The sequence below is a fragment of the Pseudothermotoga thermarum DSM 5069 genome (genome assembly GCF_000217815.1).
In the GTDB taxonomy this organism is placed as follows: Bacteria; Thermotogota; Thermotogae; order Thermotogales; family DSM-5069; genus Pseudothermotoga; species Pseudothermotoga thermarum.
In genome coordinates, this window is the sequence record NC_015707.1 from 448,926 (window position 1) to 462,378 (window position 13,453).

The following is a 13,453-nucleotide window of genomic DNA, read 5'->3' on the forward strand; positions in this document are numbered from 1 at the left end:
AAGTGAGGGAAAGTGATGAAAATAGCCGTTGTGGTTGGCAGCGAAGATGATTTGAAGGCTTTACAGGAGGCTTTTGATATTTTAAAAGACTTTTCTGTCGCCTACGACGTTTTTGTTCTCCCTGCACACAAGGCTACGCAAGAAATCTTTGAACTTGCAAAAAATGTTGAAGCAAACGGCTATGAGGTGGTCATAGTTGCTGCCGGCACGTTGGCTTACTTGCCCGCGCTTGTGGCTGCAAACACCTCTTTACCAGTCATAGGTGTACCAATTGCATCCTTTTCCTTAAGTGGTCTGAACGTGCTTTTCTCGGCATCTCAAATGCCTCCCGAAATTCCCGTTGCAACCGTGGCGATAAACAATGTCAAGAACGCCGCCTTACTTGCGGTAGAAATTTTGGCTTTGAAAGATCAACATCTGAGAGCAAAACTTCTACAATACCGAGACGAGATGAAAAAGAGTGTCCTTGAAAAGAACAAGGAGTTGTTTGAAAAGGAGTGATTTAGGTGAAAAAGATGCTCATCTATGAGGGGAAAGCCAAAAGAGTTTATTCTACCGACGACGAAAATCTTTTGATCATTGAGTACAAAGACGAAGCAACTGCTTTTGACGGGAAAAAACGTGGAATAATACCAAACAAGGGTATTCTGAACAACAAAATATCCGCCATATTATTCGAATATTTGCAAGCAAATGGCGTTAAAACTCATTTTGTAAAGCTGCTTTCAGACAGAGAACAGCTTGTCAAAAGAGTAAAAATAATACCCATTGAGGTTATCGTGAGAAACATAGCTGCAGGTAGTCTTTCAAAAAGGTTGGGATTACCCGAGGGAATGGAACTCAAACACACAGTCTTGGAGTTTTGCTACAAAAACGACGAGTTAGGTGATCCGATGATAAACCACTATCACGCTGTGGCGATGGAACTGGCAACTTGGCAGGAACTGAACGAAATCGAACAGATTGCATTGAAGGTCAACGAGCTTCTCAAGAAGCTTTTTGCAGAAAAGAACATAATTCTTGTGGATTTCAAACTCGAGTTCGGTAAACACAACGGGGAAATACTTCTTGCAGATGAGATTTCACCTGATACTTGCAGGTTCTGGGACGCTTTGACAAAGGAAAAGCTTGACAAAGACAGATTCAGAAGAGATCTTGGGAACGTTGAAGAAGCTTATTGGGAAATCTACAACCGATTGACTAAGGGGGTATAACGTGTACAAGGCAAAGTTGCATATCAAATTCAAAGAAGGTGTGCTTGATCCACAGGGAAATGCGGTGAAAAACGCGTTGAAAAATTTAGGTTTTGTGAATGTCAACTCGGTGAGGATCGGGAAATTGGTGGAAATCGAGCTTGATTGCGACAATGTTGATCAAGCAAAAGAAGAGCTTAAATCGATGTGTGACAAGCTTTTGGCAAACCCTGTCACGGAAAGTTATGAGATCGTGAGCTTGGAGGAGATCAAATGAGGTGCGCGGTGGTGGTTTTTCCTGGTTCCAACTGCGACGCCGATGCTTTTCATGTTGCAAAATATGTACTTGGTTTTGACACGCAATACGTTTTTCACAAGGAATCTTTCCACCCTGACGATTTTGATTTGATCATCCTTCCAGGTGGATTTTCCTACGGAGATTACTTGCGCCCAGGTGCAATAGCCAGGTTTTCACCCGTTATGAACAGCGTTGTGCAAGCGGCAAAAAACGGTTGTTTTGTGCTCGGCATTTGCAACGGATTTCAAATCTTAACCGAAGCAGGTCTTCTAAAAGGTGTTCTGCTGAGAAATAAAGATCTTCGTTTCCATTGTCACGACGTTTATTTAAGAGTTGAAAGAAACGACACACCTTTCACGTGTTTGTACAAACAAGGTGAAGTTGTCAGAATGAGTATTGCACACGGCGAAGGAAATTACTATGTGGATGATCTTTCTTCCATCTTGGACAAGGTGGTTTTTAGATACTGCGATAAGTATGGAAGGATAACGCAAGAAGCCAATCCAAACGGCTCGGTTTTGAACATAGCTGGTGTGATCAACGATTCCATGAATGTGTTGGGATTGATGCCGCATCCTGAAAGATGCGCTGAGGAAATTCTAGGATCAACCGATGGTAGGAAACTTTTTGAATCTTTGGCATACTACCTTGAACGGAGGAAGGTAAGGTGTTGAAGTATCGTGAACTTGGTTTAAATGATGAGGAATACAAAAAAATCTGTCAAGATCTTGGAAGAGAACCGAACGACGTGGAACTTGGCATGTATTCTGTCACGTGGTCCGAACACTGCAGTTATAAACATTCAAAACCTCTGTTGAAACTTTTTCCAACCTCAGGTAAACATGTGGTCCAAGGGCCTGGAGAAAATGCGGGAGCTGTGGACATAGGAGATGGGCTGGTTGTCGTTTTCAAAATGGAAAGTCACAACCATCCATCGGCTGTCGAGCCTTTCCAAGGAGCTGCAACAGGAGTTGGAGGAATAGTAAGAGATGTCTTGGCGATGGGAGCTAGGCCAATTGCTTTGCTTGATTCTTTGAGGTTTGGTGATATAAGAAAGCCAAATGTCAAATACCTTTTCAACGGTGTGGTTGGTGGAATATCCTTCTATGGAAACTGTATAGGAGTTCCAACCGTCGCTGGGGAGATATACTTCAACAGTTGTTACGATGACAATCCTTTGGTCAACGTCATGTGCGTCGGAATAGCGCGAAGAGAAGAACTGAAGTTCTCAAGGACTGGTAAAACTGGTGCAAGGGTTCTTTTGGTCGGAGCTTTGACTGGAAGGGATGGAATTCACGGCGCAAGTTTTGCTTCTCAAGAACTCGACGAAGAGTCTCATAGCAAAAGGCCATCGGTTCAAGTTGGAGATCCCTTTATGGAAAAACTTCTCATAGAAGCATGTCTTGAAGCATGCAAAGTCGATGGAGTACTTGCTGTTCAAGATCTTGGAGCAGCAGGTTTGACTTCAGCGTGCTCCGAAGTTGCCGCAAAGTCCAACAAGGGAATAGTAATAGATTTAAGCAAGGTTCCAAGAAGGGAAGCCAATATGAGCACTTACGAAGTGGTTCTTTCCGAATCTCAAGAAAGGATGCTTTTAATCGTTGAAGAAAAAGCTTTGCAAAAGGTAAAGGAAATCTTTGAAAAATGGGATCTTGTGTTTTCCGAAATTGGTTATCTGACAGACGATGGATTTTTCACCGTTTACGAGGGTTCAGAGTTGGTTGCAAGAGTGCCAGTTAAATCTTTGACGGAAGGTGTTCCGATAGTTTACATCGGGCCAAAGGAACGAAGGTTGAACGTTGAAGAACCAAATCCTCCTGAGCCTTTGAACGTTCAAGACATTTTCATAAAGCTTCTTTCAAGTGAAAACATTGCAAGCAAGCGTTTTGTCTTCGAACAGTATGACCATAGGGTGGGAATAAACACCGTTGTTCTTCCAGGTGGAGATGCTGCTGTTTTGAGAATAAAGGGTACGAACAAAGGTATAGCCGTCAGCGTTGATTGTAATTCTTTGTATTGTTATGTAGATCCATACGAAGGTGGAAAAATAGCCGTTGCAGAAGCTGCAAGGAACGTCGTTGTGACTGGCGCAAAACCTCTAGGAATAACCGATTGTCTTAACTTTGCTAACCCCGACGATCCGGAAGTTTATTGGGAATTGAAAAGATGCATAGAGGGAATGGCCGAAGCAGCAAAGGTGCTTGAAATACCTATAGTCAGTGGAAATGTGAGCCTTTACAACGAAAGTTTGAAAAATCGAATATATCCAACCCCTACCGTTGGAATCGTTGGGTTGATTGAGGATATAAGCAAAAGATGTTCAGCTGATTTTAAAAGCGAGAACGATTTAGTGGTGCTTTTAGGTTTTCACAGCGATCGATTCACTGCTTCGGAATATTTAAGGCTTATTCACAACGTTGAAATTGCACCTAGTCCAACCTTGGATCTAGAGTTTGAAAAAAGGCTTCAGAAAGTTTGTTTGCTGGCTATTAAAGAGGGATTGCTAAGTTCTGCGCACGACGTTTCTGAAGGTGGTTTAGCGATAGCACTTGCAGAAAGTAGTATCCTTGGCGGCTTTGGGGTGGAGTGCGATTTGTTCACCAACGTAAGAAAAGACGTAGTTTTATTCAGTGAGACTCAATCTAGGATTGTTGTAAGTTTACCAGAGAAGAACTTTGAAAGGTTGAAAAAACTTTGTGAGACTTTCAAGGTACCTTGCACAATTTTAGGAAAGATCAAAGGTGAAAGGTTTGTCATAAAAATCAACGGAAATAAGGTCATAGACGTTCCTTTAGACGAAATCATAGATCTTTACATGAATTCCCTTGAGAGGAAGTTAAATTATGAAGCTTAAGGAAGCCTGCGGTGTATTTGGAATATATTCTTTTGACTTTGATCGGGACATTGCCCGTACGGTTTACTACGCTCTGTTTGCGCTGCAGCACCGTGGACAAGAAAGTGCGGGCATAGCGGTGAGCAATGGGAAAAGCATTAAGTGTCATAAAGGTCTTGGATTAGCTTTTGAAGTTTTTAAGGAGGAAGATTTGGTAAAACTATCAGGAAAGATTGCCATAGGTCACGTTAGATATTCAACAACTGGTTCCAACACCTTCGCCAACGCCCAGCCTATAGTCGTTCAATGTATAGCTGGGGAACTTGCAATTGCCCACAACGGAAACATAGTCAACGCAGATGAAATAAGGTATGAGCTAGAGGAAAAGGGAGTCTTTTTCCAAACGACAACTGACAGCGAAGTGATTGCGGCGATATTGTCACAAGGTTATTCAAAATCTTTAGAGCAAAGAATCAAAGATAGTTTTACCCTGCTGAAAGGCGCGTATTCTTTGGTGATAATGACAAACGACAAACTGATAGCCGTCAGAGATCCAAATGGTTTTAGGCCGCTTTGCTTGGGTAAATACAACAATTCATACGTTGTTGCTTCAGAAAGCATAGCACTCGATTCAATCGGGGCTCAGTTTTTAAGGGACATCGAACCTGGGGAAATCTTGGTTATAGACAGTGCTGGTTTGAGATCCGAAAAACTTCCAACTACCTCGAGAAAATCTTTGTGTGTTTTCGAATACGTGTATTTTGCAAGACCAGACAGCGTGATAGAAGGAATAAGTGTTTACATGGCTCGCTACAGAATGGGAGTTGAGTTGGCAAAAGAGTACCCCGTTGAAGCAGATCTTGTTGTTGGCGTACCAGATTCCGGGACAGTTGCTGCAATTGGTTATTCGGATTATTCGAAAATACCAAACGGATTAGGTTTGATCAAAAACAGATACATTGCAAGAACCTTCATTCAACCATCCCAAAAAATGAGAAGTCTCGGCGTAAAACTCAAGCTAAGTCCGCTTAGAGAAATTGTAAAAGATCGCAGAATTGTTTTGGTCGACGATTCGATAGTTCGAGGCACGACCATGCATCAGATTGTCAAAATGTTGAAAGATGCTGGCGCAAGAGAAGTTCACGTTCGAATAAGTTCCCCACCGGTTAGGTACAGTTGTTATTTTGGAATCGATACACCAACCAGAAAAGAATTAGTGGCTTCTCAGATGAGTGTAGAGGAAATAAGAAAACTGATTGAAGCAGAGTCTTTGGGTTATCTTTCCATCGAAGGTTTGGTGAAGGCAGTTGGATTGAATGAAGGACAACTTTGCCTTGCTTGTTTCAACGGCAATTATCCGTTGGACGTGCCAAAAGAGGGTAGAAAGTATCTTTTTGAAAAGCGTTGAAGGGGTGATTGTAATTGAGAACCTACAAAGAAGCCGGTGTTGATATCGATGCGGCTGATAGGGCTGTGGAGATGATAAAAGAGCTTGCAAAGAAAACCTTTGACAAAAACGTAATAGGTGAAATAGGAAGTTTTGCGGGATTTTATAAACTTCGAGGTTACAAAAATCCAGTACTTGTTTCCGGTGCAGATGGAGTTGGAACCAAGCTCAAAATAGCCTTCATGTTGGACAAACACGATACGGTTGGCATAGACTGTGTGGCGATGTGCGTCAACGATGTGCTTGTTCACGGTGCATTCCCGCTGTTTTTCTTAGACTACATAGCCACAGGAAAGTTGGTTCCTGAAAAAATAGCACAAATTGTGAAAGGCATAGTCGATGGATGCATGGAAGCCGAGTGTGTTCTAATCGGCGGTGAGACGGCACAAATGCCGGATTTTTATAAGGAAGACGAGTACGATTTAGCAGGTTTTGCAGTAGGTGTGGTGGAAGAGGAAATGTTGATAGACGGCTCAAAAATAAAAGAAAAAGATGTAGTCATTGGCATAGCCTCAAGTGGTCTTCACAGCAACGGATTTTCCCTCGCAAGAAAGGTTTTGCTTGGTAAGTACAAAATCGATGAATATTTTGAAGAACTTGGGAAAACACTGGGTGAAGAGTTGCTGACCCCAACAAAGATTTACGTGAAAGTCATCAAACAGCTTGATCTAAATAAAATAAACGGCATGGCTCACATAACTGGCGGAGGACTTTTGGAAAACCTTCCAAGAATTTTGTCAAAAGGTTTGCAAATAATCATAAGGAAAGATTCTTGGGAATGTCCACCTATTTTCAAATTGATTCAAAAAACTGGGCAAATTGAAGAATGTGAAATGTTTAGGACCTTCAACATGGGGATTGGTTTTACGATCGTGGTTAGACCAGAAGACGCCGATGACTTTGTCAGAAGAATAAACGCGCTTGGACATCGTGCCTTTATCATAGGGGAAGTTCAAAAGGGCGAAAGAGGTGTTGTGATTGAGTAAACCGCTTTGCCTTGGAGTACTTGTCTCAGGTCAAGGTACAAACCTTCAAGCCATCATCGACGCATGTGAAAGGAAGGAGATCAATGCCTACGTTGGAGTAGTCATAAGCAACAAACCGAACGCCTACGCCCTCCAAAGGGCAAAAAAGCACGGTATACCAAACTATGTGATTTTGAGAAAAGATTATCCAAGCCAGCTTGAATATGAAAAAGCGATGGTTGAAATACTCAAAGCGCATGAGGTCGAGCTTGTTGTGCTCGCTGGTTTTATGAAGATCTTATCGTCGTACTTCATCGAGTGTTTCAGAAACAGGATAATAAACATTCACCCTTCGCTAATACCAGCTTTCTGTGGCAAAGGTTTTTACGGAATGAAAGTTCACGAAGCAGTTATAGAGTACGGCGTAAAGGTCACCGGGGCAACCGTGCACTTTGTGGATGAAAACGTTGACGCTGGCCCCATAATCCTTCAAGAACCAGTTTTTGTCGATCAAAACGATACGCCTGAGACTTTGGCGCAAAAAGTTCACGAAGTTGAACATAAGCTTTTGGTGAAAGCGATAAAGCTTTTGAGTGAAAACAAAGTAGAGATAGTTGGAAGAAGAGTGATCATAAAAGAGGGGGAGTGATTTTAAGGTGGTAAAGAGAGCTTTGATCTCAGTTTACGATAAAACAAGCCTTTTGGATTTTGCCAAATTCCTTTTCGAGCAAAACGTTGAGATAATCAGCTCCGGTGGAACGGCGAGGTTCTTGAAGGAAAATGGTATACCTGTGAAAACCGTTGAAGAGATAACCGGCTTTCCGGAAATTTTGGAAGGAAGGGTTAAAACACTTCATCCCAAAATCCATGGGGCCATTTTGGCTGACAGATCAAAGCCGCTTCATCTTCAACAGCTTGAACAATTAGGTATAGAAACGATAGACATGGTTGTTGTCAACCTTTATCCTTTCGAAAAAATGTACATCGCAAATGCTTCAGACGAAGAAATGATTGAGAACATAGACATAGGTGGTCCAACTTTAATTAGAGCTGCGGCGAAAAATTACAAAAACGTAGCTATCGTTTGTGATCCAAAGGACTATCCAATCGTTGTTGATGAAATCAAGCAATACGGTGAAGTGAGACTTGAAACGAGGTTAAAACTTGCCCAAAAAGCTTTCGAATTGACTTCTTATTACGATTCAATCGTGGCTAGGTACTTCCGAGATAAAACAAAAGAAATTTTCCCAGAGTTTTTAACGCTGGGCTTCAAACTTCACCAAACCTTAAGGTATGGTGAAAATCCACATCAAATGGCGGCTGCTTACGTCGATCTCAGGTATGAAGGAACGATAATGGATACCACACAGCTTTGGGGTAAAGAACTTTCTTTCAACAACATAGCCGATGCAGATGCGGCTTTGAGTATCGTTAAAGAATTCACCCAGCCCTGCGCGGTGGGTGTAAAGCATACCAATCCGTGTGGTGTGGCATGCGGGGAAACTTTGTTGGAGGCTTTTGAAAAGATGTACGAAGCTGATCCAATATCCATCTTTGGTGGTATAGTGGCTTTAAACAGAACAGTTGACGAAAAAACGGCCGAAAAGATGTCTCAGATCTTTCTTGAGGTTGTAATAGCACCGGATTACGATCCGAAAGCTTTGGAAATTTTGATGAAAAAGAAAAATTTGAGAATACTTAAAGTGAAAATCGATAGATTGAACCAAAATGAGCTTGATTTAAGAAAAGTCTCGGGTGGACTACTTGTTCAAACACCAGATTCAACAGATTACAACGAACTGAGGTGTGTGACGAAAAGAGAACCAACGCCACAAGAATTGGAAGATCTTCTCTTCGCATGGAAGGTCGTCAAACACGTGAAATCAAACGCCATCGTCTTGGCAAAGAATCTTGCCACAGTTGGAATAGGAGCTGGGCAGGTCAACAGACTCTGGCCAACTGAACACTGTGTGAGAATAGCAGGTCCAAAGGCAAACGGCGCGGTTTTGGCTTCCGACGCCTTCTTTCCATTTCCAGATGCCGTCGAAGTTGCGGCGAAAGCAGGAGTTACCGCGATAATCCAACCGGGTGGATCGATTCGAGATGAAGAAGTTATCAAAGTGGCAAATGAATACAACATCGCCATGATTTTCACCGGAACAAGGCATTTTAAACACTGAGGTTGGTGATGATCGATGAAAATTTTGGTCGTTGGCAGCGGTGGAAGGGAACATGCAATCGCTTGGAAGATATTGAATGACAATCCAAACTTTGAGCTTTACTGTATAGGAACTAACGCTGGTATAAGTGAAATAGCAAAATGTGTTGAGCTAAAGACCATCGAAGAAATAGCTGATTTCGCACAGCAGTCTAAGATAGATTTCACGGTGGTTGGACCTGAAGCTTTTCTTGCCCAAGGTATTGTCGATGAATTTTCAAAGAGAGGCCTAAAGATTTTTGGACCTAACAAGAAAGCAGCTCAGCTTGAATCCAGCAAGGTATTTGCCAAACAATTTATGTTGAAATACGGTATTCCAACGGCGGATTTTGCGGTTTTCGATGACCCAAACGAAGCAACAAGATTTGTGGAAAAGAAAGATGAACCTTTGGTAATCAAAGCCGATGGACTTGCCGCTGGGAAGGGAACTTTTGTTGCAAAAACAAAACAAGAAGCTTTAAACGCCATAGATTTGTTGATGAGAAAGAAAATCTTTAAAGAAGCTGGCGCGAAGATTGTGGTGGAAAAATTTCTCGAAGGCAAAGAAGTTTCAGCTTTGGCTTTTTGTGATGGTCAAACTGTTGTACCTATGCCAGGTTGTATGGATTACAAACGTGCTTACGACAACGATCAAGGACCAAACACTGGTGGAATGGGTTGTGTTTCTCCTGTCTCACATTATGACAAGCAGATGCAGCATATGACCTATAAACTTGTCTTTGAAAGAACGTTGGAAGGTCTGCAAAAAGAGGGTATAGACTATCGCGGAGTCATTTACGCAGGTTTGATGATAACAAAGCAGGGTCCTTTTGTTTTGGAGTACAACTGTCGATTCGGTGATCCAGAAACTCAAGTTTTGATGTTGCTTTTGAAGTCAAACCTTCTTGAAATCCTTCAAGCCACCGTTGAAAGACAGCTTTCAAGGATGAAAGTAGATTGGTTCGGTAAAGCGGGCATTTGTGTTGTCTTGGCCAGCGGGGGTTATCCTGAAAACTACGAAATAGGGTACGAAATAAAAGGTTTAGAAGAGTGTAAAGCGATAGTATTTCACGCCGGAACAAAAAAGGTTAATGGAAAATGCGTTACCAACGGTGGTAGGGTTTTGAACGTTTGTGCCGTTGGCGAAACCGTTGCTCATGCTCGTGAAATTGTTTATAGAGAGATCAAGAAAATTCACTTTGAAAAAATGCACTACAGAACTGATATTGGTTTGAACGTTTGATTTTCGCAAAGTTTTAATCTTTGTTCGGCGGATAATCGATTTTCTTTCCACAGTGTGGGCAAATAATACCTTCCCTGGATTTCTTTTTCCTTCTAAGCTCTTCAACAAATCCTGCCGCAAGTATTCCAGCCGGCAAAGAGAACAAACCTATTCCAAGCAGGGCAATTACCGCTGCAAGAAAACGGCCAAAAAGCGTGACAGGATACACATCCCCGTAACCAACGGTTGTGAGTGTGACTATAGCCCACCACATGGCTGCCGGTATGCTTGAGAAAGTATCAGGCTGAGCTGCATTTTCGATGCAATACATCGATTTACCTATAGTTTGAAGTGCTTCTGAATATCTTCCCAGCTTCAAAATTCTAAAAATTCTTCAAACCACAGACCTGTTGTATTTTTCATCAACTGTACAGCTCCAAAGTCTTAGAACATATTCAGCCGTGAACACGATCATGGAGAAGACTTCAAACCAGCGGAAAAGGAAAAAATGCCTGTTTCGCAGGCTTTCCACAGTTTCAAGTATCACAGCCAAGGTGTTTAAGCTTATCAAGGTTATCATGAATTTGTCAAATGCATCAAGAAAGATCATGTCCTGATTGTCAATCGAAACAGCTTCAACTATTTCATAAACACGCTCTTTAATGGTTTTCTTCATAAAAATCACCTCGGTGTGTTAAACCAGCAAAATCAAAATATTGCGTTTTCACCAAAAACTTTTTGAAATTCATCTAAAACCTCAAAAAACTTTTCTTCTTTCAACCACTCTTCCCATCCCATCTTTTTATACACATCTTTCACAAGCCATGGATAGTTGAGTTTATCAAGTGTTACAGTATCAACAAGTTTTGCGAGTTTTTCTGCCAATCTTTTGGCGTTCATGGGCAAGACTGGCCCAACGAAAACTCCAACTTTTATGTCGTGTTGTTTTAAAATCTCAACCGCTTTTATCCTTTCTTCGATCGAACTTGCGCCAGGTTCAAGGATTCTTCTAACTTGATCTGAATCCGTCGTGATCGTGATGACAACCTCTGCATCTTTCAAAAGATCTAGATCTCTCAAAATCAACGTGGATTTAGTCATTATTCTAACATTGCGCCAGTGTAATTTCAGTATTTCAAGAACCTTTCTTGTTATTCCATACTTTTTTTCAGCATGTTGATAGGGATCGCAAATACTCGATAAAAAGAATCTTCCAAAAGCTTTTGGAAGATCTTTTTCCAAAATTTGTGGAAGATTAATCTTAACCCACACATCTTTTCCCCATCTTCCACCAGTTTGCTTGAAAGGACCGATGAATTGAGCATAACAATATCTACAGGCATGAGAACAACCAACGTACGGATTTACAACGTACTGGGCTATTGGAATCTTGGTTTTGCTAAAAGCCTGTTTACAAGTTGTTTCGTATATCAACTTTCACCACTCAATCAAAGCATACCAAAAGACAATCGGCGTTGAAAGTCAATTCCTGCTTGAAGGTCAGGTTTCCATTTGAAATATCGTAGATTATAAGTTTGTCACCCGTGGCAACAAGAAGTTTTTCATCAAAAATTGTCATAGCGTAAATTTTTCCACTCATGTCCAAATTGCTTATCCATTTGAAATTCTCAAGATCGAGCACGCTTAATTTTTTATCGTAGCCTGCTATGTACGCATAACGTCCATCGGTGATTATTGAGGCAACATCAGTTGATGAATATGCAACTTCTCCAACATAGTCCAGCGCAGAACCATTCCAGTTGTAGATTTTTATCCACTGGCGGCTTTTGCACACAAAAACATATGAAAGCGAAGCAAAGATGTAGGAAGGACCGTCCAAATTGGTTGGTTCACAAATTTGATCTAAATCGTCGACGGATAAAACCAACAGTTCGTTGTTATTGGTCAACACGTAGATATTTTCCGCAGCACTAATGCTTTTGATGCCTGTTAAATCTTTGCGAATATAACTGCCAGAGTTCAAGTTTAATTTGTAAATTCTTGAGGAAGATTGAACGAACACAAATTGATCGACAAAAAAGGCGTTGTTGCAGATTGAATCTTCATTTATCGAATAATATTCAGAAAATTTACTCAAAGTTGTTGAGTCGTATTTTTCAATCATTATTTTTGGTTGTCCAGATAGAACAACAAACAAATAATTACCAAGGCTACCGATTTTTCTCACCGACAATGGATCAGTGGAGATGGACGTTGAGCCATCTGTATCCAACATTCCGTTTTTGTCGTATTTCAATCTGTAGATCTTTCTTTCCTTTGTAAGTACAAAAACTCTTTTCGTGTCTCTAACTATCGTCACAGGCTCGGAAAAACCGCTGTGAAGGCCTGTCGAAGTTTTGGCATTAACGACGTATGTGTAACTTTCACCTTCAACAACGTTTACATCTATATGTTCGCATTCGGTGATAGGATCTTTGTTCAACTTCAGCCAAAGATCCCCTTCTTTTCTGTAAACATCATAGCAGGCAGCACCAGTGACGGTTTTCCAGCTTATCTTTATCCCCTCATCCAAGTTAAAAGCCTCGACGTCCGATACTGTTGGAAGCTTTTCAACTATTGCTTCGATTGTTACACCTCCAAAATCATCTATCAAAACTTTGAACCGGTTGACCCTACCAGGTTGTATCTCCAAACCATAAGGACCTTTTGTTAAGGCTGTTTCACCTTCCGATAGCAAATTCAACGACAAATTCCAAACGGCGCTCTTCAAATTTGAAAATTCAAAAGTCGCCGAACCATTTGTCAAAACTTTTTTGTTTGAGAAGGAAGATTCACCGCACTCTAAAAGAATCTCAACTTCATTCATCAAATTGGAAGTGGTTTGAACTTCTAAAGAAAGATCTCCAGGTGTAAGAGATAAAACTATGGTAACTTCAGAAACTTGGTTTTTCTTGATGGTTGCTTGATCAGTTCCCTGATAGATTACAAAACCATTCTTATCCATCAACTTTATCGAAATATTCCACAATCCTTCTTCAACACCTTGTACTACGATTTCACCTTTATCAAGTTCAAAATACCTTTCGACTTTCCTAGAGAGTTTTGTCAAGGTCAAGATACCGCTGACTGGTTCCTCAGATGGAATTGCTTTGATGTGTGGAAAAACAAATCTTATCACAAGAGTACTTGTGGTGGAAGTATCAAGGATCAAAAAACAACCGTTGAGCAGTAGCACACTTAAAGCCACCAAAATGGCTAGCTTCTTCAAGCTACACACCCCCACGGCGTTTGGAAGTATTTTTAGAGCAAAAACTATTTTCATTCTAGCAAAAATCAA

At 41.2% G+C, this 13,453-nt stretch carries 14 protein-coding genes; 10 read left to right on the top strand and 4 right to left on the bottom strand.

The window, feature by feature from the left end; genetic code table 11:
• Positions 1–15 precede the first annotated feature (15 nt).
• From purE to purD, 10 genes are read left to right on the top strand one after another with little or no spacing between them, the layout of a single operon-like run.
• Entirely contained in the window at positions 16–501 is a 486-nt protein-coding gene (gene purE / locus THETH_RS02290) for a 5-(carboxyamino)imidazole ribonucleotide mutase (RefSeq protein ID WP_013931770.1), read from the top strand.
• A 14-nt stretch (positions 502–515) separates the two neighbouring features.
• Entirely contained in the window at positions 516–1,214 is a 699-nt protein-coding gene (gene purC, locus THETH_RS02295; RefSeq protein ID WP_041446528.1) for a phosphoribosylaminoimidazolesuccinocarboxamide synthase, read from the top strand.
• Position 1,215: 1 nt separating this feature from the next.
• Complete coding sequence (gene purS / locus THETH_RS02300) at positions 1,216–1,470, top strand: phosphoribosylformylglycinamidine synthase subunit PurS (RefSeq protein ID WP_013931772.1); 255 nt, start codon at positions 1,216–1,218, stop codon at positions 1,468–1,470.
• Positions 1,467–2,165 (top strand): phosphoribosylformylglycinamidine synthase subunit PurQ, encoded by a 699-nt coding sequence (gene purQ, locus THETH_RS02305; RefSeq protein ID WP_013931773.1) that lies wholly within the window; start codon positions 1,467–1,469, stop codon positions 2,163–2,165. Before purS ends, purQ begins: the two co-directional genes overlap by 4 nt.
• Positions 2,159–4,345, top strand: a complete 2,187-nt coding sequence (gene purL, locus THETH_RS02310) for a phosphoribosylformylglycinamidine synthase subunit PurL (protein WP_013931774.1) — start codon at positions 2,159–2,161, stop codon at positions 4,343–4,345. Before purQ ends, purL begins: the two co-directional genes overlap by 7 nt.
• The gene (gene purF, locus THETH_RS02315; RefSeq protein WP_013931775.1) at positions 4,335–5,732 is read left to right on the top strand and encodes an amidophosphoribosyltransferase; all 1,398 of its coding nucleotides are present in this window, start codon (positions 4,335–4,337) and stop codon (positions 5,730–5,732) included. Before purL ends, purF begins: the two co-directional genes overlap by 11 nt.
• Before the next feature lie 14 nt (positions 5,733–5,746).
• Entirely contained in the window at positions 5,747–6,757 is a 1,011-nt protein-coding gene (gene purM / locus THETH_RS02320; RefSeq protein ID WP_013931776.1) for a phosphoribosylformylglycinamidine cyclo-ligase, read from the top strand.
• Complete coding sequence (gene purN, locus THETH_RS02325; protein WP_013931777.1) at positions 6,750–7,385, top strand: phosphoribosylglycinamide formyltransferase; 636 nt, start codon at positions 6,750–6,752, stop codon at positions 7,383–7,385. Before purM ends, purN begins: the two co-directional genes overlap by 8 nt.
• A gap of 7 nt (positions 7,386–7,392) precedes the next feature.
• Entirely contained in the window at positions 7,393–8,916 is a 1,524-nt protein-coding gene (purH, locus tag THETH_RS02330) for a bifunctional phosphoribosylaminoimidazolecarboxamide formyltransferase/IMP cyclohydrolase (RefSeq protein WP_013931778.1), read from the top strand.
• A 15-nt stretch (positions 8,917–8,931) separates the two neighbouring features.
• Positions 8,932–10,176, top strand: a complete 1,245-nt coding sequence (purD, locus tag THETH_RS02335) for a phosphoribosylamine--glycine ligase (protein ID WP_013931779.1) — start codon at positions 8,932–8,934, stop codon at positions 10,174–10,176.
• 13 nt (positions 10,177–10,189) lie between these two features.
• Here the strand turns inward: purD and THETH_RS10820 are convergent, their stop codons facing one another.
• From THETH_RS10820 to THETH_RS02350, 4 genes are read right to left on the bottom strand one after another with little or no spacing between them, the layout of a single operon-like run.
• A complete protein-coding gene (locus THETH_RS10820; protein WP_052295957.1) occupies positions 10,190–10,534 on the bottom strand; it encodes a potassium channel family protein in 345 nt (114 codons plus the stop codon).
• A gap of 15 nt (positions 10,535–10,549) precedes the next feature.
• The gene (locus THETH_RS10825) at positions 10,550–10,831 is read right to left on the bottom strand and encodes a hypothetical protein (RefSeq protein ID WP_052295958.1); all 282 of its coding nucleotides are present in this window, start codon (positions 10,829–10,831) and stop codon (positions 10,550–10,552) included.
• A gap of 32 nt (positions 10,832–10,863) precedes the next feature.
• The gene (locus THETH_RS02345; RefSeq protein WP_013931780.1) at positions 10,864–11,589 is read right to left on the bottom strand and encodes an SPL family radical SAM protein; all 726 of its coding nucleotides are present in this window, start codon (positions 11,587–11,589) and stop codon (positions 10,864–10,866) included.
• A gap of 10 nt (positions 11,590–11,599) precedes the next feature.
• The gene (locus tag THETH_RS02350) at positions 11,600–13,384 is read right to left on the bottom strand and encodes an LVIVD repeat-containing protein (RefSeq protein WP_041446359.1); all 1,785 of its coding nucleotides are present in this window, start codon (positions 13,382–13,384) and stop codon (positions 11,600–11,602) included.
• Positions 13,385–13,453 lie beyond the last annotated feature (69 nt).

Bases quoted from the DNA above. Each gene is read 5' to 3' on its own strand.
- purD (WP_013931779.1), top strand. From the start codon at position 8,932: ATGAAAATTTTGGTCGTTGGCAGCGGTGGAAGGGAACATGCAATCGCT.
- purC (WP_041446528.1), top strand. From the start codon at position 516: ATGCTCATCTATGAGGGGAAAGCCAAAAGAGTTTATTCTACCGACGAC.
- purE (WP_013931770.1), top strand. From the start codon at position 16: ATGAAAATAGCCGTTGTGGTTGGCAGCGAAGATGATTTGAAGGCTTTA.
- THETH_RS10825 (WP_052295958.1), bottom strand. From the start codon at position 10,831: ATGAAGAAAACCATTAAAGAGCGTGTTTATGAAATAGTTGAAGCTGTT.
- purF (WP_013931775.1), top strand. From the start codon at position 4,335: ATGAAGCTTAAGGAAGCCTGCGGTGTATTTGGAATATATTCTTTTGAC.
- purQ (WP_013931773.1), top strand. From the start codon at position 1,467: ATGAGGTGCGCGGTGGTGGTTTTTCCTGGTTCCAACTGCGACGCCGAT.